Below are 21,151 nucleotides of genomic sequence, written 5' to 3' on the forward strand. Positions count from 1 at the left end.
TTTACTCTTTCCAAAACTGTTCCAATAGAATGACAAGCATGGTACCCACAAGTAATCCATTACTTAAAACATATTGTAAAGAAGAAGGAATGCGGCTAAATGCGCTTTCTGGAAGAAACATTATTCCTAAACTGATTAATAATGTAATTCCCAATATAGTTAATCGGCGTTGATTTAATTCTTCACGTAAAATCGAGTGAAATGAAATGCCTATTACTTGGACAAATGTTGCTAAAAGTGCAGCATTAGCAATCGGGCCTGGAAGCAAGGACATAAAGCTTACAATTGAGGGAATAAAAGAAATTCCTGCTAATATAAGGCTTGCTATAAGAAACGACTTCACCTTTTTTTGTCCTGTTAGTTGAATAAATCCTGCTGATGCAGGTAATGGTACAATTCCAATTGTAGAGAACAACGACGAGATAATATGTGATATACCTCCGATCCATACACCACGGTTCAGTGTTTGCCTTTCATTTTCTTTAGGTAACGGAGCCACTTGTTTTACAGCCGAAATAGCAGCAATCGTATTTGCAACTAAAAGAAAGGTAAATAAAGTTGCAGTTAGAGTCATTCCGATATCGAATCTAGGTGCGCCCCAAGCAAATATCTCGGGTAACTTAACTAACGGTGTGTGTGAAGGCATATGAGATGATTTTCCTAATAAAGCATACAAAATCCAACCACATGAAATTCCAAGTAATACAGCGTAACTTTTCATCCATCCTTTCCCTTTGATTGATAAGAAAGTAATAAGGGCAAAAACAAAGAGCGCAATAGTAGCTGTTGTATAGTCAGGATGGGTTGCAGATCCTTGTAATCCCATCATTCCTTTTAGTAACACACCACTAAGCTGAAGTGCTAAGATTAAAAGAAAAGTTCCTGTAACTAACGGTGTAAATAAACGTAAGATTCGATGAACAAGCCCTGTTATACCAAGGACGAAGAGTAATATACCTGCAATAATTAATCCGCCTTCTAGAAGTTGTAATACATCCTTTGCACTTTGTCCCTGATGCATAGCGACTTGTCCCAATATGACAAATATACTTACCCATGAACCTGCTGGCCCATCCGCTATGGGATAGCGATGCCCAAACCATGCTTGTATAAATGAACTTACTCCTACAACTAAAAAAGTTCGTTGCATTAATGTTGAGATATCTTCTATTGATAAATGGAATATGCCACCAATAATTATAGGCAATGCAATTGCATTTGCTAATAAAAACACAAACCACTGTAGAATACTAAAGCTCGTATCAAAGTATTTTTTATTCACATTAGTCTCCTTTGCCGAAAAAGAATTTCATAGTAAAAATCCATCCTTTTATACAGTTAGATTAAAAAGGATGGACTTTTAGGTCTATAAAATTATTTTAATTATATAGATGGATTTTTAATTAATTACCATGTACGGAATGGTAAGAATTTCCCGTTAAGTGTAATCACGATACGAGGATCGCCACCTTTTGGATCTTCTTGTGTGTCCACGCCTAGATTGAAGTTAATTGCACTCATTACACCTTCGCCAGCTTTTTCTAGAATTAATTCTCGAAGAGTTGGCGCGTATTGTAACATCATTTCATATAATCGATATAAGATTGGGTCAGTAGGAGGCATTTGCATTACTTGACCTCTAAGTGGAACTACTGTTAATGCTTGAACTACTTCTTCATCTAATTCTAATAGTTTACCGATTTTTTCTGCTTCTGGACGTGTCATTGTAGCTTGTCCTAATAACGCTGTTACAACCCAAGTCTCAGAGTGCTCACTTACTTTTGAAATTTCTTCCCATGTTAAACCTTTTGAAATTTTTGCTTCCATAATTTTTTTGGTAGCTTCTTGTCTATTCATATCTAATAACTTCCCTTCATTTAAGTAATAATTAATTTTTCATACCATTTAATGCTTTATATCCATCAACCACTACATCTAATTTACCTGTGTGAGGATCAATAACTAAACCATGTACAGGAACATCTTTTGGAATAAGTGGATGATTTCTTACTAAGTCAACATTAGCCTGAGTTGAATCGCAGACATCATCAAATCCAAATAACCATTTTTCAAGATCAACACCAGCATATTCAATAGCCGATAAAATTTCTGTTGAAGCTACTCCACGATCTAATATTTTTTGAAGTGTTCCTTTTGGATTAGTTTGGCTCGCGCCACATCTATGGTGTCCAATAAGGAAGATTTCATCTGCATTTAAATCGTATACTGACGCTACAACACTTTGCATAACACTATCGAAAGCAGAAGCAATTTTACCACCTGCATTTCTGATAACTTTTGCATCACCATCGTGTATATCTAAGGCTTTTGGAAGTAGCTCAATTAAACGAGCATCCATGCAAGAAACAACAACCATACGTTTTTTAGGCATCTTTGTCGCTTCACGAGGAGCGTATTCCTTATTTTCTACAAATTGTTCATTGAACGATAGAATTTCTTGTAATAACATATTTGTAACCTCCTTTAAATCTAGATGTATTTTTTTGTTGCGTCCTCTGTGTTATAAGTAAATATAACTGATAAATAATGTGATGTAAGAGGATAAACTAAGTATAGTGAATTGTATCGATAAGCAGAATAAGTTGGCGAAACACTTTCGGGCTTTCTACTTTCGCGGTGAAAGGATTGGTTTATATCATTGATCAAACAGATTTTGAGATACTGAAATTATTAGGAGAAAACTCAAGAATACAATGGAAAGAACTTGGTCAAAAAATACATATGACGGGGCAGGCCGTAGGAAATCGAATTCGAAGATTAGAGGATTTAGGGATTATTGAACAATATACAATTGCAATAAACCGAATCAAATTAGGACAAGTAGTGACTGCATTTGTTACTTTGTTCGTAACAACAGCTAATCACCAAGAGTTTATGAATTTCTTTCAAGGAGAAGAAGGAATTTCTGAAGTGCATCGTATAAGTGGTGAGGGATGTTATTTATTAAAAACACATTTTGCTTCCAATGAAGACTTAGATAAATTTCTAGGACGACTATTAAAATACGGGAACTATCGTGTTAACTTATCAATAGGAAAGTTGAAATAAGGTTTCTTTTCCTTGGAGGGGATAGTAACATTATTTGCTAAACCTTATTTGTATAGAGATAATAAAATTTTTATCTTAAATAGTCGGAGCCTTACTACGATTTATGTGTAGTAAGGCTTTTTAAAGCTGTTAAAAAATGAGAGATATTATATTCAACAATCGGGCTGAATTGTTGAGGGGGATATAAGACAATTTTTTTCAAGGGAATCATAAATGATTTTTCCTTAAAAAAAATCCTGTAGCTCAGTACAGGATTTGTAATCAAACGTTTTTAAAAGTTAAATTGTGTTTTCATATCACCTGTATAAGGCTCATGTTCAACGAGTATAGTTATGTCTTTACCCGCTTGGTCTTTACCAGTTCTCTTATACGTAAATTTCTTGTTATTCAGTTCAGTAAGTTCAAGAGCCGCACCGTATTTATTATTTCCAATTGAAACATGAGCTCTTATTTTATTTTCGTGTACAACATCGAAGTAGCCATAATCACCGCGGCTTTGACCTGTTTCGCTATTGAAGAACTCGTATTTATTAGACTTGTCATCAAATTTTGCTAGACTTATAAAATTCGAATTAAACTGCGTTACATCATTACCGGCTTCATCTAATACCTTTGTTCCATACCAAAGGGTTCCGCCTAACATTTTATCTCCATCAACGTTTTTAACGATAGCACCTGTAGTAGAGTTTAGCTGCTTATCCGGATCCGTGAAAGAAAGCTCTTTTTCTTTATATGGAACATGTTCAACGAAGACTTCTACATCTTTACCGTTAGCATCTTTCCCCATTCTTTTATAGGTAAATACATTTTTATTTAGCTTTGTCATGTCAACAACAGCTTGATACTTCATTGATTCTGAAATTAATATTCTCTTCTTCCCATCATTTGTGACAAAGAAAGCTCCTTTATCACCACGACTTGCACCAGTCTTAGCATCAAAAAATTCATATCTTCCTGACTTCGCATCATATTTCGCAAGACCAATGAAGTTTGCATTTTCTTTCGTTAAGTCATTTTTATCTTTGTCATACACTCTTGTACCTTGCCAATTTGTCTCGCTAAGAATATTAGCCATTTTTTGTCCTTTAGTTAATTTATTTTCCTTTTTAGTATCTTTCGCAGCTTGTTCTTGTTTACTATGATTTTCTTCCGCTTTCGTACCAGCGCAACCTGTTAATGCTAATGTGAATCCTAGCAGTATGGATGATAGTGCTTTTGTTTTTTTGTTCATTTTTATCGTCTCCTTATTGTATGATTTTAGTTAGTACGGTTTGCGATTATAGTAGCAGTTCTTCCTTCTAAATTTTTGTTATATGAAAAGAATCAGGTGGGAGCAACGAACTTAGTTACTACGTTTATCATGTTAATCCCCGGGTATAAACTCCCTCTAAATAAATCATTAAAAAAAGATAAACTAATTCCTAAAAAAATTTCATATTTATAAAAAACAATTGCTAGCTTACTTGGATGCCCTTTCGAACGCTTATCAATTTTTTTCTGATACCTACGAGTAATCGAAAAATACATAGTAAAGGAAGAAGGAAAGCTGTTAACAGTAATGTAATTCTTAATAGAGTTAATCGAGTGTATTGTAAAAGTTTTTAAGACGAATTGTAGGGGAAATGATGATCTTATAGAAGGTGATTCCTATAGGAAGGGGATGTCCATGTTTGATTCAACAGATTTAAAAATTATAAAGTTATTACAAGAAAACGCTAGAATGAACTGGAAGGAAATTGGAGAGATAGTACATTTGACTGGCCAGGCTGTTGGGAAACGAATTAATAAATTAGAAGAGGCGGGTGTCATTCGAAAATATACGATGGATATCGACAGGGCTAAGTTAGAAGGGTCTATTATGACGTTTGTTACACTATTTCTGCATGCACCACATTATCATAATCAAATGCAAACTTTTTTTGAAAAAACGGACTTAATTACTGAAATGTATCGTATAAGTGGCGATGGGTGTTATATCATGATTCTTCACACATCTTCGCACCAACAATTAGAAGAGACTCTTGCAGATGTTTTACATTATGGTGATTATCGTATAAATACTGTCATTAAGACAATTGAAAAAAAGAAAGAATAAGATATTTATTCTTTCTTTTTTTCGTATGGAACTGTAATTCTTTATTTGCTTTTGTTTATAAAACTGCTCGCTGATATGACTTTTGCGTAAATATCACCAAACTCCAATGCACTCATGAACGATTGATGAGCGTGTACTGCTGGGATTAGATTTCCTTGGAATTCTAAATCTTTTGTTGTACAAGTATCTTCAATTACAATACATTGAAATCCTAAATCACTGGCAGCACGTACGGTTGCATCAATACATACGTGAGTCATCATACCGCAAATGACTAGTTGATCTATTTTTTCTGCCTTTAATGTTTCTAATAAATTTGTTCTTAAAAAACTGTTAGGGTGATGTTTTTGTATGACTTTTTCGTTAGCAATTGGTTGTACATCATCATGAATTTGAACACCTACTGTATCGGGTAAGAAGAAAGTAGCTCCTTCATTGTTCGCAATATGTTGTACGTGAATAACTGTTTTATGCTTTTCGCGAAATAGTTTCAAGACTTCTTTCGCTTTTTGTACGGCTTTTTCAGGTTGATGTAATGCCATATTGCCGCCTTCAAAGTAATCATTTTGTATGTCGACTAATAGTAACGCTTCGTTCATCATTAATCCCCCCACAATTATTTATCCCGCAATAACGGGCAGTAAGGCCACCACTTCAAAATTCAGCGAAAGCAAAGAAGTTAGGTGGGGGATCAACTGCCCGTAAAAGCCCGATTGGTTCAACTAATAATCAGTGGGTGATGAAGAAAACCCCCCACTGATTAAAGTTTCACTTTATACAGCAAGTTATTTGTACTGTACCGTTATTATATAAATTGCAACTATGTGGAAGTAATAACGTCATGAAAAGATTTTGACGCATATGGTTTCATTGTGAAAAAGCTAAAGGATGCAAAGAAAAGATGGGACAATTTGTTTGTGGTTTTTTGGTTTAGAAACAGAAAGTGGATGGGGAAGTAGATATTAACTTAATGATGCATCTAAGCAAACGTACTATTAGATGAATCATTAAGTAACAAAGGAGCTGGGTATTTTCATGCGTTGTTATCTGTGTTTAGTGATAGCTTTTGTAGCTCTTTTAATTTTTCAGGAGTCACGTCATTTCCTAAAGGATCTAATATTTTTAATCCTGTAACAGTGGTGTTGATTTGACCGCGAATAATTTGAAGATACTCCTCGCGTAATTCTGTGCGCTCATTTAATTCTGTTTTTGTTAAACCTTTTTCTTTTTGTTTTTTAGCTAATTCATTAATTCGATTTAAAACTTCAAGCATTGTTTTCTCCACCTTTCTTTTTTGTATTATTCGATTAGATTGTAGTTTTGCATTATGATTATGGTTGCTACCATCATAGTTTCGTTAATAGTGTTTATCGTACTTTCATTCCAAAAGTACGATAAACACTGTGATTAAAACTCGCCATTCCAAGACGTTACTTCATCAACAGTTAATCGAACTGTTGGGAATCCTGGCTCTTTTGCTTTGCCTAATGCGATCATTAAAACGTCAGTTAAGTTTGCTGGAACGTTAAATGCTTTGCGGAATTCTGCAACGTTATAGCCAAGCATTGGAACTGTATCATATCCTCTTGCTTTTGCAGCAAGCATCAATTGCATAGCTAACAAACCACCATCAAGCATTTGCCATTCTCTTTTTCCTTGGTCACTGACAGGTGCATAAAATTCACGAATGCTGTTGTTCAGTCTGTTTTTAACTTCTTCTGTCATGAATCCAGCAGCTACTGCACGTTCATTCACTTTATTGATATGTTCGAATTCGTGGGCATTATTTTCACTTAAAATTACGATCATAGCGGATGCTTCTAACACTTGTGGTTGATTTAAAGCGATTGGATGGAGCATTTCTTTTAAATCTTGATCTGTAATTACCATGAAACGCCATGGATTTAAGTTTGAACTACTTGGTGCTAACATTGCCTCTTCTAAAAGTTCTTTAATTTCTTCATCAGAGATTGCAACTGAAGGATCATAGGAGCGAACGGAACGACGTTCACGAATCACATCATAAAAATTTGTAGTACGATTTTCTTTTTTCATTTTAAAATACCTCCACTAAGTTGATGTTCTGTTATAAGTTGCTTACATGCATCATTATGGTATAGTACAGGTACTATGAAAAGTACGCACTTTTCCGTGATATAGACACCATCTCGTGACATAGGCACGAGAAAGTGCCTATCAAAATACAGAAGGAGTTCAATATGAAAAAAGAGTATAACAATAGAATTGAAGTCGTTTTGGATGTAATCGGGGGTAAGTGGAAATCCCACATTTTATATCATTTAACAAGCGGACCGACAAGAACGGGTGAGTTAAAACGATTGGTAACCGGTATTACACAAAAAATGCTTACGGAACAATTGAAAGAGCTTGAAAAGGATGGACTTGTATCTAGAAAAGTATATAATCAAGTGCCGCCGAAAGTTGAATACTCTCTTACAGAACAGGGACAATCATTAAAACAAGGTTTAAAAGTACTTTGTGATTGGGGAAGCGACTATATTAAGCATAAATATCCGAATGGTGAAGTGATAGTGAAAGAGGACGATCATATTTGATTTAACACTTCTGTAAGTATAATTTTGCTATAATAAATAAGTACTTATACGAAGGGGAGCTAAAAGAGAAAATGAAGTCATTTGATATCGATCATTTTATCGCTAGTGTTTTACAATGGATATTAAATATAGCGTTAATCATATTGTCCATTGTTTTATCGATTTTTTTAATTAACGAAACAATTACTTTTATTCAATACATATTTTCAGCGAAGAAGTATACATCGTATAAATTAGTTGAAAGTATCATCGTCTATTTCTTATACTTCGAGTTCATTGCATTAATTATTAAGTATTTTAAATCGAACTATCATTTCCCGTTACGTTATTTTATTTATATTGGAATTACGGCGTTAATTCGTTTAATTATCGTGTCTCATGAGGAACCAATGGAGACGTTATTATACGCAGGGGCAATTCTTATTTTAGTTATTGCTTTATACATATCAAATATGAGGGATTTGAAGAAAGGGTAGTAGTGCAGACTTTTGTTTGCACTACTTTTTACATCTTGACCTTCAAGTTACTTGAAAGTTTACAATGAAATTAGGGCGTTTGAAATCGAAAAAAATTGAGAAATTAAGTGAAGAGGTTTCTTTTACTTGGAGGTTATAAGATGAATCAGGAATTGAAGTTACGTCCATTAGAACGAGAAGATTTAAAGTTCGTACACGAACTGAATAATAATGCACATATTATGTCATATTGGTTTGAAGAGCCATATGAGGCGTTTGTGGAGCTGCAGGATTTATACGATAAACATATACATGATCAAAGTGAACGCCGATTTATCGTTGAGAAAGATAATGAGATGGTCGGATTGGTCGAGTTAGTGGAAATTGATTATATTCACCGTAGAACAGAATTCCAAATTATTATTGATCCGAATTATCAAGGATATGGTTATGCAGCTGATGCAACGCGTTTAGCAATGGATTACGCTTTTTCCGTATTAAATATGCATAAAATATATTTAGTTGTCGATAAAGAGAATGAAAAAGCTGTACACGTTTATAAAAAGGTCGGATTTATAGTGGAAGGTGAGCTTCAAGATGAGTTCTTCGTTGATGGCAATTACCATAATGCGATAAGAATGTGTATGTTTCAGAAGGAATATTTTAGAACGAAATAATGGAGTGAAAAGACTATAGACAATGATTGTCTATAGTCTTTTTTTATTGCGTTTTACAACAATTATTTATTGTAAAACGATAAATAACTGTTGACTTGAAATTTTAGTGGGCTTATTATGATGGTAGTGATAATAGTAAAAAGGAATGCAGATAAATTAATTGTGAAATCAAAGGAGAATATATTATGAAAAAATATTTATTAGCAATTGTATTGATATCATTAGGAGCTACTTGTTTATTCATACACGGTGCAACTAGTAAAATGGATGGAACTGGTTTGCTTATAGAACCTTATTTTTTCCTAGTACCAATAAGTTATTTACTGTTCTTTAGTGGTATTGGTATTTCATTATTTGGATTTATTACTTCGAGGTTAAAAAAACAGTAATAGATCAAAGTGGTTAAATTTTCAATCTTACAGTGTCAGCCGGGTAATAGTTTAGAGTATAAAAAGGAGAGATTATGATGAAAAAATACTTATTAGCTTCTAGTCCAATATTTTTAGGAGTGTTATGCATCATTATGTTTAATGTAATGGGTTCTGAAGTAAAACCAGACGGAACTTTAGTGGAGCCATTTTACTTAATTCCGTTAGCATATTTATTTACTTTCACTGGAATTGTTGCAATTTTGTGTGTGGCTCTTTTCTCGGTGCTTCGAAAAAAGACAGCATGATAATAAAGAAAGCGACTGATAAGAGTCGCTTTCTTTTTTTTATATTCCGCCTAGCTTCATTCCAAGGAATGCAAAAAGGATACCGATTATATAAGTAGCACTTAAATATAGAAATAGTATGCCAAAGTTTTTACGATTGAAGAGCTGAATGGACTCTAGCTTAAATGTTGAAAACGTCGTGAAGGCACCCATAAATCCAGTACCTAATAATAATTGCCAGCTTGTAGTGACTCCGTTTCCAATTATATATCCGAGTAAAAACGCGCCTGTTATATTAATGAGAAATGTAGCAATTGGAAAGGAAGTTTTATTTCTTTTTTTAAACCAATTGCTAATTGCAAATCGTGTAATAGCACCGAAGAAACCTCCAGTTGCCACTAATAAAGCTTCCATCATAAGTGATCACCTTCCGTAAGCTGTTTCTTAATTAAGAAATCACCTAGTGTATAGCCAAGACCCGACATAATAAGGCCACCAAGTACACTGCATGATACATATAAGAAAGCCGTACCCCATTCAGAATGATGGATTAATTGCACAGTTTCTACACTGAATGTTGAAAACGTCGTAAAGGAACCGATGAATCCAGTCCCAATGCCTGTGATAATTTCTGAAGGCAAGATGTTTCTCCGAGCGATATACGTAGTTAGCCACGCTAATAAGAAGCAGCCGGCTAAGTTAATAAGTAACGTAGCTAATGGAAATGAATGATGCCATGAAGTATGAATAGTAAGACCTAAATAATAACGAGAGAGGGCTCCTAATATACCGGCTATGCCAACGATAATATAAATCAATTTCTTCACCTCTTTAAATAGCTTGCTCAAAAAAATAGACTCCTACCAGTAGTTATACTGGTAGGAGTCATTAGCTAAGCAGCAGTTATGGCGAACTCCATCGCCTATGATTATTACATATAGTGTACTAAAAATTGCGTATAAGTTCCAGTGAAGAAGTGGAGCTGTTTTGTATGTGTGTGATGGTTTAAGATAGAGAATTTATACTTATAAACTAAATATAGTGATATAAGGTTTTCAATATGATAAAATGTTTCGTATGTCTGTCATCCGTTTAAGTTAACTGAAAATAAAGAAAAGTAAAATTGATAGTTTTAGAAAAGGAGTCGTTCGTTTGAAAAAATTATTAAAAATAGTACTTATATGTATTTTAGTAGGGGGGGGAGTTGTAGGTGGTTTTTTAGCGTATATGACACTTACAAAAGAACAGCCGGCTAATGTTATAAGTTTGAAGGTGGAAAATAATAAGGAACGCGTGTTAGCGCTTGGAAATGAATTTAAAGTTACAACATTTAATATTGGATATGCTGGATTAGATAAGGATCAAGATTTCTTTATGGATGGCGGAAAGAGATCTGGTTCAAGTAGTAAAGAGCAAACGGAAACGAATTTAAAGAATATGCTTTCGTTTTTACAAAATGAGAATAGTGATTTTGCGTTATTACAAGAAGTTGATATAAAATCACTGCGATCTTTTGATGTAAATGGGCATGAATTTTTGAAAAAGGGATTACCTGATTATGCTTCGTCGTTCGGAAAGAACTATGATACAAAATGGGTCCCTGTACCAATTACAAGTCCAATGGGATATGCGGAGGCTGGATTAAGTACGTTTTCTAAATATACAGTTCAAACAGCGCAGAGGTTCCAGCTTCCTGGAATGGAGCCTTGGCCAAAGCGTTTGTTTGATTTAGATAGAGCGATTGTTGAGCATAAAATACCTGTTAATAATGGGAAGTTTGTTAGACTCATAAATCTACATTTGTCTGCGTATGATGAAGGCGGGAAAATTAGAAAACAGCAAGTAGAGTTTTTAAAAGACTATATGAACAAGCATTATGAAAATGGTGATTACGTAATAATGGGCGGAGATTGGAATCAATTACTTTCGAACTCTCAGTTAAGTGATCCGAAGTTTGTGAAAGAGCGCCCAGAGTGGCTAGTAGAGTTACCAAAGGACTTTACTGATGGTGGCTTTAAGTGGGCTGTAGATCCGTCTGTTATGACCGTGAGAGATGATGTGAAGAAATATGTGGAGGGTGAAAACTTCGTCACGATTATTGATGGTTTTATCGTTTCACCTAATGTGGAAATTGTAAATGTACAAGGGAAAGATTTAAAGTTTGAAAATAGCGATCATAACCCAGTAAGTGCGGTATTTAAGCTGAAGTAATTGATATGTATAAGTAGAAGGTGGGGCTTCATATATGGAGTGGTTAAAGAGAACTTGTTTTTCTAACCTTGAGAAAGAATCACAGAAAAATCATTTATTGCTGTTCATTACGATTTGTAGTTTCTTTCTTGGAATAATCGCGATTGGGTATTACGGATATATTTTTACAGAGAGAGCAATAGCGTTTTGGGTTTGCGGTATTTCAGTTGTTGTATTTGGAACGCTTCTTACTTTTATAGAAAGCATGGAAGCGATGTATAAATATATCATGACATTTATGTTGCTTATTATGTCTTTCATTATGGTACAAGCTTTTAATGAAAGTCCGGCTGTATTTCAAATGGTCTACTTTACGCTAGCAGTTTCACTTATTTATTTAAGTGAACGTCTCGTTATCATTCTCGGCGGAGTGGCGGTTGTTATCACATTTATTCTTTGTAGTTATTGGCCGGAGCAATTTTTTGCTTATACAGCGGCATCTGAAGCTGCAAACTTCGCAAGCTTGTTAGCGATTGTAACGATTGCAATGTGGGGCGTAACGAAGATTGGCTCTAATCTGTTAGCTCGTTTAAGTGATGAGAAGCAAGAAGTAATGAGGAAAGCTCAGGAGCTAGAAGAAACGCAAAGACTTATTGAAGAAACGGTTGGGAAACTAGATAGTAATTTCAATCACTTAAGACAAAATATAAATACATCGATGGAGTCGATGAGTGAAATTAATTTTGCTTTTGAAGAGGTGGCAGTTGGCACTCAATCACAATCAGAGATGATGTCACGTTCAGTAGAAGTATTGAACGATATGGAAGGGAATATTGAACAAATTATATCTCAAGTAAGAAATGCATCGATTCGTGTGGATGAAAGTTTAGAGATTTCAAAGGGTAGTGTACATACTTTACGAAATTTTGAAGCGAATATGAGAAGTTTAAATGATGTTGTTTCACAATCAGGAATTATATTTAGAGATTTAATGATGCAGTCGAAGCAAATTAATGAAATTGTAGATGTAATAACGAATATTTCAAGTCAGACGAGTTTGCTAGCTTTAAATGCAAATATAGAAGCTGCAAGAGCAGGAGAGCATGGAAAAGGATTTGCTATTGTAGCGAATGAAGTATTAAAGCTTGCCGAAGAATCGAATCGTTCTGCGGGGAGAATTCAAGGTATTTTGAAGGAGTTTAGTAATCAAGCAAGTAAAGTGGAAGTGCAGGTAGAGAAATCAGAAAAAGTACAAGAAGAATGTAATGAAATGCTAGCAAGTGTTTTAACAAATGTAACGGATTTAGGGAAGTTTATTGATGCAATTAATGATGTAATGAGAGAGATTGTTGGTCATCAAGAAAACTTGCAGGTTAAAACGACGAATATCGTAAAGGATGTTACACATGCTTCTAATGTAATTCAGCAAACTTCTGCGGCTACGGAAGAAGTGTTAGCAAGTGTAGAAGAAGAAAAACATCGAAATGATATATCGGTGAAGACGTTGCATACTGTTAGCAAGCAAGTGAAGTTGCTAGAAGATATTTTAGAAAAGTAATATTGATTGAAAAGGACACACTATGTGTGCTCTTTTTCATTTAAACGAATACTTAATAGGAATTTAATTGCTTTTCTTTGAGTTTTCTGCCAAGCTTAAGGAGATAAAGTGAGACTTTAATTAGTGGGGCTATACGCTACTGATTATTAGTTGAACCCCGCAAATAGCGGAATTAAAATACTTCCAAGAAAGAATTATATAGGTGACGCATATGATTGAAGTTAAGACTTCTGAACTTAGTGATGGAGAATTTAATAGAGGTGTATTTGCAACTCGTGATATTAAAAAAGGTGAGTTGATACACTCAGCACCAGTTATCTCTTATCCGAATGAACAGCATGAACACATTGAGAAAACGTTACTTGCTGACTACGCATTTGAGTATGGGGTAAATCATACGGCATTCCTTTTAGGATACGGCATGTTATTTAATCATTCATATAAGCCGAATGCAACGTATGATATTGTCTTTGAGAATCATATGTTTAACTTCTTTGCTTACAAAGATATAAAAGCGGGAGAAGAGATTCTAATCAATTATAATGGTGAAGTTGATGACGATGAGCTGCTATGGTTTGATAAGGAAAAAGAAGAGAACGAAAAATAAATTAAAGAGTATTAAAAGAGCACATTCTGTTGGATGTGCTCTTTTGTATGAAATAAAAGGTATCGCGGATTATCTAATAAGTGAAAGGAAGGTGGACGAGATAAAATTAGTTAAAAAGGAAATGAAAGGGATGCTCTTACTTAAGTAAGAGCATCTTTTTTGTTGAAGAAAATAAAGTAAAGATTACAAAAAAATACCACTTTCTTTTCGTATGATATAGTAAGATATTGAAGGATATTACTTTGTAAAACCTATATATTTTACAAATTGTTGTCTATATGGTTACATGTCGAGTTTAGTAGCCCATTTGGGTTGCTTTATTATGCGATATATATTTTAATATGAGTGGCACCTCTTATAATTTAAGAGGTTTATAGGTGTCTCGAATTGATTTTAGGTACACTGTATCCACCACTGTAGCTTTTGATTTGTATTGCATTTTTTATGTGGGGATATTATGGGCCCGTTGCTAGCGGGATAAAAAGATTATAGAAATAGAGGAATCGTAAAATGAATATGCAAGAGGTTTATAAATATTTAAGTACGGTATTGCCTGAAGGTCATGTAAAGAAAGATGAAATGCTAAAAGATCATACGCACATTAAAGTGGGTGGGAAAGCAGATGTATTTGTTGCGCCTACTAATTATGATGAGATTCAAGAAGTGATAAAGTATGCTAACCAATATAATATTCCAGTTACGTTTTTAGGAAACGGATCGAATGTTATTATTAAAGACGGTGGTCTTCGCGGGATCACAGTAAGTTTAATTCATATTACAGGTGTTACTGTAACAGGAACGACGATTGTAGCACAGTGTGGTGCAGCAATTATTGATGTATCACGTATTGCATTAGATCATAATTTAACGGGTCTTGAGTTTGCTTGTGGTATTCCAGGTTCAGTTGGCGGAGCATTATATATGAATGCTGGTGCTTATGGTGGTGAAGTATCGTTTGTATTAACAGAAGCTGTTGTAATGACAGGTGATGGAGAGCTACGTACTTTAACGAAAGAGGCATTTGAATTTGGATATCGTAAGAGTGTATTTGCGAACAATCATTATATTATTCTTGAAGCGAGATTTGAACTTGAAGAAGGTGTGCGTGAAGAAATTAAAGAAAAAATGGATGATTTAACGTTTAAGCGTGAATCAAAACAACCGTTAGAATATCCTTCATGTGGTAGTGTATTTAAGCGTCCACCAAATAATTTTGCAGGTAAGCTTATTCAAGACTCAGGGCTACAAGGTAAGCGAATTGGCGGAGTGGAAGTTTCTTTAAAACACGCTGGATTTATGGTGAATGTTGATAACGGAACTGCACAAGATTATATCGATTTAATTCATTTCGTACAAAAAACTGTTGAAGAAAAATTCGGTGTAAAATTAGAGCGAGAAGTAAGAATTATTGGAGAAGATATACAATAATCTTTGAATAAAAAGCGTATAAAGTATGAATTATTTCGAAATAATATTTGGATATTGTTGACATTTTGTTTTCAATTCAATATAATGGCTAATAATTTAACAAATAATATACGTTGAAAGAGCCCAGTAGCAGTTTGTCACTGTTATCAAAGAGAGCTAGGGGTGCTGGAACCTAGCACAAACAAACTTGTGAATTACACTCTGGAGTATCTTAGGTAATGCTAAGCGGATTGGCAATCGATATTCTTGCTAAGAGTGGTATGAGTAGCTATGCTATTTATACAAACTGGGTGGTAACACGGTGAATAATCGTCCCTATGTCATAGACATAGGGACTTTTTGTTTTTCAAAAAATAAAGGGGATGACAAAACATGAATATTATTGATGAATTAGAATGGCGCGGTGCTGTGAATCAACAGACAGATGAAGAAGGTTTACGTAAGCTAGTAGAAGAGAAAAAGATTTCACTATACTGCGGAGTGGATCCGACTGGTGATAGTATGCATATCGGACATTTGATTCCGTTTATGATGATGAAGAGATTCCAATTAGCTGGTCATCATCCTGTTATTTTAATTGGCGGGGCAACAGGAACAATTGGTGACCCGAGTGGACGTCAATCAGAGCGTCAACTGCAAACGTTAGAAGTAGTCCAGTATAATGTGGATGCGTTAACAGCACAAATGAAAAAGCTATTTGATTTCGGCGGCAATAGCGAAGTGAAGATGGTAAATAACTATGACTGGACACATAAGATAAACATTATTGAATTTTTACGTGATTACGGCAAAAACTTTAGCATAAATAGCATGTTAGCAAAAGATATTGTAGCAAGTCGTTTAGACACTGGAATTTCTTTCACAGAGTTCACATACCAAATCTTGCAAGCGATGGATTTCCATCATTTATACACAAAAGAAGATGTTCAACTGCAAATTGGTGGTAGTGACCAATGGGGAAATATTACGAGTGGTTTAGATTTAATTCGTAAGTTAGAAGGTCATGAAGCGAAAGTATTTGGATTAACGATTCCATTATTATTAAAATCAGATGGTACGAAGTTTGGTAAATCAGCAGGTGGTGCGGTTTGGCTTGATTCGGAAAAAACAACACCGTTTGAATTTTACCAGTTCTGGGTGAATACAGATGACCGTGATGTAGTTAAATACTTGAAATACTTTACGTTCTTAACGAAAGAGCGCATTGATGAATTGGCAGCAAAGGTAGAAACAGAGCCTCATAAACGTGAAGCACAAAAAGTATTAGCGGAAGAAATGACGAAATTCGTTCATGGAGAAGAGGCATTTTCGCAAGCAGTGAAAATTACAGCAGCGTTATTTAGCGGAGATATTAAATCGTTAACAGCTGATGAAATTGAGCAAGGCTTTAAAGAGATGCCGACATTTGAGTCTTCAAAAGAGACGAAAAATATCGTAGAGTGGCTAGTTGATTTAGGGATTGAACCATCTAGAAGACAAGCACGTGAAGACATTAATAATGGAGCTATATCTATGAATGGTGAAAAAGTAATGGATGTGGGTACAGATGTTACTGTAGAAAATTCATTTGATGGACGATTTATTATTATTCGTAAAGGGAAGAAGAACTACAGCTTAGTGAAATTGGGATAATAATTTTTGTGGAAGAGTGGAAGTAAGAAAGATGCTTTCACTTTTTTCATATACACAATTTCGATGCGAAAAAGTCAGTATATTTAGATAATTAAAAAGGGTTATAGTAATTCTTTGCCGAATATAAGTAAGTAGAGAATATTACGGATAAAAATAGCCCGAACCATGCCGGGCATGATTCGGGCTTATATTCAGATTAGTAAGCTAAGCTGAATAGACCTTTAATGTGTGATAAGTAACGAACGTTACTTGCTTCTTTCATTAATGATGCTGGTAAGCCTTTAAGTGGAGTATTGCTTGCTCCAATTGTAGCAACAGCATCTTTACGTCCTAGACTAGCAAGTGTTCCAGAGTTAATAGGTGCGAACTCTTCGAAAGCTTTGCCTTCTAGTGCTGCGTATAAGTTGTATCCAATTAACTCACCCATTTGCCAAGCGATTTGTGCAGTTGGTGGGTATGGACGACCGTCTGGAGAGAAGACAACAGCGCTGTCTCCAGCAACGAATACGTCTTTGTGAGAAGTAGATTGTAGGTGTGCATCAACAGTTGCACGTCCACGGTTTACTTCAAGACCTGATTCACCAATTAATGGGTTACCTTGTACGCCGCCTGTCCAAACGAATGTGTTAGCAACAAGTTTTTGACCGTCTTTTAAGTCAATTTCATTGCCAGCAACGTTTGTTACAGGAAGACCTGTTAAGAATGTAACACCGCGTGCTTCTAAGCTAGTAGTTGCACGTTCGATTAAGTGGTCTGGTAATACTGGAAGGATTTTTGGACCTGCTTCAACAAGAAGAAGTTTAACTTCTTTTGGATTTACGCCGTGGCTTTTTGCAAGTTTAGGCATAATGTCAGCAAGCTCACCAACTAGCTCAACGCCAGTTAATCCGCCACCACCGATTACGATTGTAGCATCAGCTTCGTTTTTCGTTTTCGCGTATTCACGAATACGGTCTTCAACGTGTTTGTAGATTTTGTTTGCATCAGCAGCAGATTTTAATACCATGCTGTTTTCTTCTAGTCCTGGAATACCGAAGTAAGCAGTTTTACTTCCTAAAGCAACTACAAGTGCATCGTAAGATAAAGTAGTGCCACCAGCTAGTTTAATTTCTTTGCTATCAACTGAGAATGACTCAACTGTTGCGATTTTAAGATCAATGTCTTTACCTTTGAAAAGCTTTGTAAGTGGCATTGCAATTGCTTGCTCAGCAACGTTACCAGCTGCAAGGCGGTGTAGTTCAGTGATGATTTGGTGTGTTGGGTATTGGTTAATCACTGTAACTTGTGCTTCTGATTTGCTGTAATATTTACGTACGTTTAAAGCGGCAAGAAGACCGCCATAACCAGCGCCTAAGATGACAATTTGTTTTGACATAGTATGATATCCCCCGTCTTTACTAATTGTTGTTATAAGTTAAATTATTTATTGTTACGTTCTGCACTAATTTGAAGGTATGCGTTCACAAAGCGGAACATTTTTTGTGCTTGTGGGTCTTTTAGTAATTTTAATAGACCGAACAGGCCGATAACTTCGTTGCTTTCGTCAGCACGATCTTTCGCTTCGATAGCAGTTGCAGCCATGCCTTTCACTGTATCTTTTACAGGTTCTACAAGCTCTGTGATTGCACTAACAGTGTCGCTTTTTAATACTTCATCAGTAGCAACAGTTTGAGCGAAGTCATAAGACTTAGTTAAAATATTAACAAGCTCAGTTAATTTTGGAAGCTGTTCTACTAGTGTAGTTAATGATTCTTGTACCTCAGGTTTTAACAACTGATCAAGTACATCAAGTTGTCCTTGGCTAGCAGAAATTTGTACAGTTTCTTGTTCTGGCTTTGTTTGAGTCATAGTTTCTGGCATCTCCAATTCTCCTTTACGATAGCAATACTCTTATTTTTGATAGGTAAGTTAAACGCTTGCGAAACTTTATACAAAGTTTCACAAAGCACAATAAAATGCCTTTAAATTTATGATAGCAAGTAAGCTGAAATCATAAATCCAAAACCATAATGTCCTACCTATTATTTATGAACTGTCCGATACATGGCTTGTCCGCATAATGGAAAGTTCCTTTATCGGAAAGTGTATATAATATATATCCTATATTATATACTATATACACCTATGTTAACATAAAAATGATTCCTAATTATTTGATATTGAGCGTATAACCTAGTACTGACAAGGCATGAAAGCGCATAAATTATTTTGCTTAAATTAGAAATGTACATATATATAAAGGGAAAAAGGAAAAAATGGACAAATTTATGTTCATTTTTTCCTTTTTCTTATTGTTCACCCTCTGTAATTAGCATCGATGTGTTACCACTTTTTTCAAGATGGCATTCGCCCCAAGTACAAAGAGAATCGAGAATTGATTCTAAAGACCATCCGTAGTCAGTAAGGGAATATTCTACTTTTGGTGGTACTTGATTGTATACTTTTCTTTGAATAACCCCGTCTACTTCTAACTCGCGTAATTGCTGTGTTAACATCTTTTGTGTAATACCAGGCATTAAACGTTTTAGTTCACTCGTTCTCTTTGTACCTTTCGTTAAATGGCAAAGAATAACGACTTTCCATTTTCCACCGATGACCTCTAAAGTCGCCTCGACAGGAATATTATATTTCTTCATATAAAAACCTCCTTTGATGAATGTAAATTTCAGTTCTTCAACAAAAGAAGCTAAATAAGTTAAATGTTACTTTTTAGTGCCTATAGCACTTTAAAGTACGTACTTTTTATCGTGTTGAATATGTTTCATAATAGCATACGTAAGAGGGAAATGAGTAGTACGGTACTAAAAAGTACCTATGTTACTTTTTGGTACCTATCGTACTTTAAAGTGCGTTCTTCAAAAAAAGAGTGAAGCCATTCATAATAGCATATATCAGCAGTAACATTATTTTTGTAGAAGATAAAAAGGCCTTTTTATCATACTATTATGATTGGATTTCTCGAATTAAGGAGGAGTTCAATTGAATTCATATACAGTATCATCTTCGGAAGTTCAGACGAATCGCAGAAGTATATTTGCATTATTAGCACTAGCAATTAGTGCATTTGGAATTGGTACAACCGAGTTTATTAGCGTCGGATTATTACCATCTATTTCAGAAGATTTACATGTTTCCGTTACAACAACGGGTTTAACGGTTTCTTTATATGCATTAGGGGTAGCATTCGGTGCTCCTGTTTTAACTTCGCTAACAGCTAGTATGTCGCGAAAGACATTATTAATGTGGATTATGATTATTTTCATTATTGGTAATGGGATTGCAGCGGTAGCAACAAGTTTTACTGTGTTACTTATCGCTAGGGTTGTATCTGCTTTCGCACACGGCGTTTTTATGTCAATCGGATCTACAATTGCGGCCGCACTTGTACCAGAGAATAAACGAGCTAGTGCAATTGCCTTTATGTTTACTGGTTTAACGGTTGCGACGATTACAGGTGTACCGATTGGAACGTTCATTGGTCAACAGTTTGGCTGGAGAGCTTCCTTTATGGTAATTGTTGCGATTGGAATTGTTGCTTTCATCGCCAATAGTATGCTGATTCCGTCTAACTTGAAAAAAGGTACATCCGTATCATTTCGTGATCAATTCAAACTTATCACGAATGGAAGACTATTACTTGTTTTCATCATTACTGCATTAGGATACGGGGGAACATTCGTAACATTTACGTATTTATCTCCGCTATTACAAGAGGTAACGGGATTTAAATCGAGTACCGTTACAATCATTTTATTAGTGTACGGGATTGCAATTGCGATTGGGAATATGGTCGGCGGAAAATTATCGAACCATAATCCAATTCGAGCGCTATTTTACATGTTCTTTATTCAAGCGATTGTATTATTCGTTTTAACATTTACAGCACCTTTTAAAGTCGCTGGGTTAGTCACAATTATTTTTATGGGATTATTTGCATTTATGAATGTTCCAGGGCTACAAGTGTATGTTGTTATATTAGCGGAGAGATTTGTTCCAAGTGCTGTTGATGTGGCATCAGCGATTAACATTGCAGCATTTAACGCAGGAATTGCTCTTGGTGCTTACTTAGGCGGTATTGTAACGAACTCGTTAGGGTTAATTCATACAGCTTGGGTAGGCGGAATTATGGTAGCAGGGGCTGTTATTTTAACAGCGTGGAGTATGACATTAGAGAAAAGAGATCAAGTGAAATAAGGGAGAGAAAATATA

At 35.1% G+C, this 21,151-nt stretch carries 25 protein-coding genes, 1 riboswitch and 1 other annotated feature; of the genes, 13 read left to right on the forward strand and 12 right to left on the reverse strand.

The genetic code is table 11. The features are described 5' to 3' along the window. Window position 1: 1 nt before the first annotated feature. From SJY24_RS04755 to SJY24_RS04765, 3 genes are all read right to left on the reverse strand, one after another. Window positions 2–1,282, reverse strand: a complete 1,281-nt coding sequence (locus tag SJY24_RS04755) for a purine/pyrimidine permease (protein WP_377863909.1) — start codon at window positions 1,280–1,282, stop codon at window positions 2–4. A gap of 125 nt (window positions 1,283–1,407) precedes the next feature. Then, entirely contained in the window at window positions 1,408–1,857 is a 450-nt protein-coding gene (gene cynS / locus SJY24_RS04760) for a cyanase (protein WP_377863910.1), read from the reverse strand. A gap of 31 nt (window positions 1,858–1,888) precedes the next feature. After that, a complete protein-coding gene (locus tag SJY24_RS04765) occupies window positions 1,889–2,470 on the reverse strand; it encodes a beta-class carbonic anhydrase (protein WP_000926490.1) in 582 nt (193 codons plus the stop codon). A gap of 167 nt (window positions 2,471–2,637) precedes the next feature. On the opposite strand from SJY24_RS04765, the gene SJY24_RS04770 reads away from it, so the two are divergent. Beyond that, entirely contained in the window at window positions 2,638–3,069 is a 432-nt protein-coding gene (locus SJY24_RS04770) for an Lrp/AsnC family transcriptional regulator (RefSeq protein WP_377863912.1), read from the forward strand. Between the two features lie 271 nt (window positions 3,070–3,340). Here SJY24_RS04770 and SJY24_RS04775 read toward each other — a convergent pair whose 3' ends face one another. Beyond that, on the reverse strand, window positions 3,341–4,300 hold the full coding sequence (locus tag SJY24_RS04775; RefSeq protein WP_377863913.1) for a DUF4822 domain-containing protein: 960 nt from the start codon (window positions 4,298–4,300) through the stop codon (window positions 3,341–3,343). 429 nt (window positions 4,301–4,729) lie between these two features. Between SJY24_RS04775 and SJY24_RS04780 the strand changes: the two genes are divergently transcribed. Next, the gene (locus SJY24_RS04780; protein WP_377863915.1) at window positions 4,730–5,164 is read left to right on the forward strand and encodes an Lrp/AsnC family transcriptional regulator; all 435 of its coding nucleotides are present in this window, start codon (window positions 4,730–4,732) and stop codon (window positions 5,162–5,164) included. A 41-nt stretch (window positions 5,165–5,205) separates the two neighbouring features. Here SJY24_RS04780 and SJY24_RS04785 read toward each other — a convergent pair whose 3' ends face one another. From SJY24_RS04785 to SJY24_RS04795, 3 genes are all read right to left on the reverse strand, one after another. Further along, window positions 5,206–5,763: a cysteine hydrolase family protein gene (locus tag SJY24_RS04785; protein WP_097817380.1), complete on the reverse strand. Its 558-nt coding sequence runs from the start codon at window positions 5,761–5,763 to the stop codon at window positions 5,206–5,208. A gap of 434 nt (window positions 5,764–6,197) precedes the next feature. Beyond that, the gene (locus SJY24_RS04790) at window positions 6,198–6,437 is read right to left on the reverse strand and encodes a DUF896 domain-containing protein (protein ID WP_000895224.1); all 240 of its coding nucleotides are present in this window, start codon (window positions 6,435–6,437) and stop codon (window positions 6,198–6,200) included. A gap of 134 nt (window positions 6,438–6,571) precedes the next feature. Beyond that, window positions 6,572–7,219 (reverse strand): nitroreductase family protein, encoded by a 648-nt coding sequence (locus SJY24_RS04795; protein ID WP_377863916.1) that lies wholly within the window; start codon window positions 7,217–7,219, stop codon window positions 6,572–6,574. 164 nt (window positions 7,220–7,383) lie between these two features. On the opposite strand from SJY24_RS04795, the gene SJY24_RS04800 reads away from it, so the two are divergent. The 5 genes from SJY24_RS04800 to SJY24_RS04820 all read left to right on the forward strand — a co-directional run bounded on the left by SJY24_RS04800 (window position 7,384) and on the right by SJY24_RS04820 (window position 9,548). Beyond that, window positions 7,384–7,740, forward strand: a complete 357-nt coding sequence (locus SJY24_RS04800; RefSeq protein ID WP_000712644.1) for a winged helix-turn-helix transcriptional regulator — start codon at window positions 7,384–7,386, stop codon at window positions 7,738–7,740. A gap of 71 nt (window positions 7,741–7,811) precedes the next feature. Further along, on the forward strand, window positions 7,812–8,216 hold the full coding sequence (gene psiE, locus SJY24_RS04805) for a phosphate-starvation-inducible protein PsiE (RefSeq protein WP_377863917.1): 405 nt from the start codon (window positions 7,812–7,814) through the stop codon (window positions 8,214–8,216). A gap of 140 nt (window positions 8,217–8,356) precedes the next feature. Further along, window positions 8,357–8,872 (forward strand): spermidine N1-acetyltransferase, encoded by a 516-nt coding sequence (gene speG / locus SJY24_RS04810; protein ID WP_377863918.1) that lies wholly within the window; start codon window positions 8,357–8,359, stop codon window positions 8,870–8,872. 182 nt (window positions 8,873–9,054) lie between these two features. Continuing rightward, complete coding sequence (locus SJY24_RS04815) at window positions 9,055–9,261, forward strand: DUF3955 domain-containing protein (RefSeq protein WP_088123718.1); 207 nt, start codon at window positions 9,055–9,057, stop codon at window positions 9,259–9,261. A 74-nt stretch (window positions 9,262–9,335) separates the two neighbouring features. Next, the gene (locus SJY24_RS04820) at window positions 9,336–9,548 is read left to right on the forward strand and encodes a DUF3955 domain-containing protein (RefSeq protein WP_377863919.1); all 213 of its coding nucleotides are present in this window, start codon (window positions 9,336–9,338) and stop codon (window positions 9,546–9,548) included. A gap of 39 nt (window positions 9,549–9,587) precedes the next feature. On the opposite strand, the gene crcB (SJY24_RS04825) is transcribed toward SJY24_RS04820, so the two are convergent. Both crcB (SJY24_RS04825) and crcB (SJY24_RS04830) read right to left on the reverse strand, forming a co-directional pair. Continuing rightward, the gene (crcB, locus tag SJY24_RS04825) at window positions 9,588–9,944 is read right to left on the reverse strand and encodes a fluoride efflux transporter CrcB (protein ID WP_377863920.1); all 357 of its coding nucleotides are present in this window, start codon (window positions 9,942–9,944) and stop codon (window positions 9,588–9,590) included. Beyond that, window positions 9,941–10,345 carry a fluoride efflux transporter CrcB gene (gene crcB, locus SJY24_RS04830; RefSeq protein ID WP_377867214.1) on the reverse strand — a complete coding sequence of 135 codons (405 nt, stop codon included), beginning with the start codon at window positions 10,343–10,345 and terminating at the stop codon, window positions 9,941–9,943. The genes crcB (SJY24_RS04825) and crcB (SJY24_RS04830) overlap by 4 nt, the downstream gene beginning before the upstream one ends. Window positions 10,346–10,399: 54 nt before the next feature. Beyond that, a riboswitch (Fluoride riboswitch) is annotated at window positions 10,400–10,459 on the reverse strand. A gap of 220 nt (window positions 10,460–10,679) precedes the next feature. On the opposite strand from crcB (SJY24_RS04830), the gene SJY24_RS04835 reads away from it, so the two are divergent. The 5 genes from SJY24_RS04835 (at window position 10,680) to tyrS (ending at window position 16,942) form a co-directional block, all read left to right on the forward strand. Further along, window positions 10,680–11,738 carry an endonuclease/exonuclease/phosphatase family protein gene (locus SJY24_RS04835; protein WP_377863921.1) on the forward strand — a complete coding sequence of 353 codons (1,059 nt, stop codon included), beginning with the start codon at window positions 10,680–10,682 and terminating at the stop codon, window positions 11,736–11,738. A 34-nt stretch (window positions 11,739–11,772) separates the two neighbouring features. Further along, window positions 11,773–13,275 carry a DUF4077 domain-containing protein gene (locus SJY24_RS04840; RefSeq protein ID WP_377863923.1) on the forward strand — a complete coding sequence of 501 codons (1,503 nt, stop codon included), beginning with the start codon at window positions 11,773–11,775 and terminating at the stop codon, window positions 13,273–13,275. Between the two features lie 211 nt (window positions 13,276–13,486). After that, complete coding sequence (locus SJY24_RS04845; protein ID WP_000573655.1) at window positions 13,487–13,882, forward strand: SET domain-containing protein; 396 nt, start codon at window positions 13,487–13,489, stop codon at window positions 13,880–13,882. Window positions 13,883–14,392: 510 nt separating this feature from the next. Next, window positions 14,393–15,310, forward strand: coding sequence for a UDP-N-acetylmuramate dehydrogenase (gene murB, locus SJY24_RS04850; RefSeq protein WP_377863924.1), 918 nt, complete (start codon window positions 14,393–14,395; stop codon window positions 15,308–15,310). Between the two features lie 104 nt (window positions 15,311–15,414). After that, window positions 15,415–15,630, forward strand: a binding site (T-box leader). A 52-nt stretch (window positions 15,631–15,682) separates the two neighbouring features. Continuing rightward, window positions 15,683–16,942 carry a tyrosine--tRNA ligase gene (gene tyrS, locus SJY24_RS04855; RefSeq protein ID WP_377863925.1) on the forward strand — a complete coding sequence of 420 codons (1,260 nt, stop codon included), beginning with the start codon at window positions 15,683–15,685 and terminating at the stop codon, window positions 16,940–16,942. A 196-nt stretch (window positions 16,943–17,138) separates the two neighbouring features. On the opposite strand, the gene SJY24_RS04860 is transcribed toward tyrS, so the two are convergent. The 3 genes from SJY24_RS04860 to SJY24_RS04870 all read right to left on the reverse strand — a co-directional run bounded on the left by SJY24_RS04860 (window position 17,139) and on the right by SJY24_RS04870 (window position 19,578). Further along, window positions 17,139–18,317: an NAD(P)/FAD-dependent oxidoreductase gene (locus SJY24_RS04860; protein WP_076541689.1), complete on the reverse strand. Its 1,179-nt coding sequence runs from the start codon at window positions 18,315–18,317 to the stop codon at window positions 17,139–17,141. 44 nt (window positions 18,318–18,361) lie between these two features. After that, complete coding sequence (locus tag SJY24_RS04865; RefSeq protein ID WP_001115312.1) at window positions 18,362–18,802, reverse strand: DUF1641 domain-containing protein; 441 nt, start codon at window positions 18,800–18,802, stop codon at window positions 18,362–18,364. Window positions 18,803–19,230: 428 nt separating this feature from the next. Further along, window positions 19,231–19,578, reverse strand: coding sequence for a winged helix-turn-helix transcriptional regulator (locus SJY24_RS04870; protein WP_002144974.1), 348 nt, complete (start codon window positions 19,576–19,578; stop codon window positions 19,231–19,233). Between the two features lie 343 nt (window positions 19,579–19,921). Here SJY24_RS04870 and SJY24_RS04875 point away from each other — a divergent pair, with 343 nt between their 5' ends. Further along, entirely contained in the window at window positions 19,922–21,136 is a 1,215-nt protein-coding gene (locus SJY24_RS04875) for an MFS transporter (protein WP_377863926.1), read from the forward strand. The last annotated feature ends 15 nt before the right edge of the window (window positions 21,137–21,151 follow it).

Source organism: Bacillus sp. R86525, from assembly GCF_042466195.1.
Taxonomy (GTDB): domain Bacteria; phylum Bacillota; class Bacilli; order Bacillales; family Bacillaceae_G; genus Bacillus_A; species Bacillus_A nitratireducens.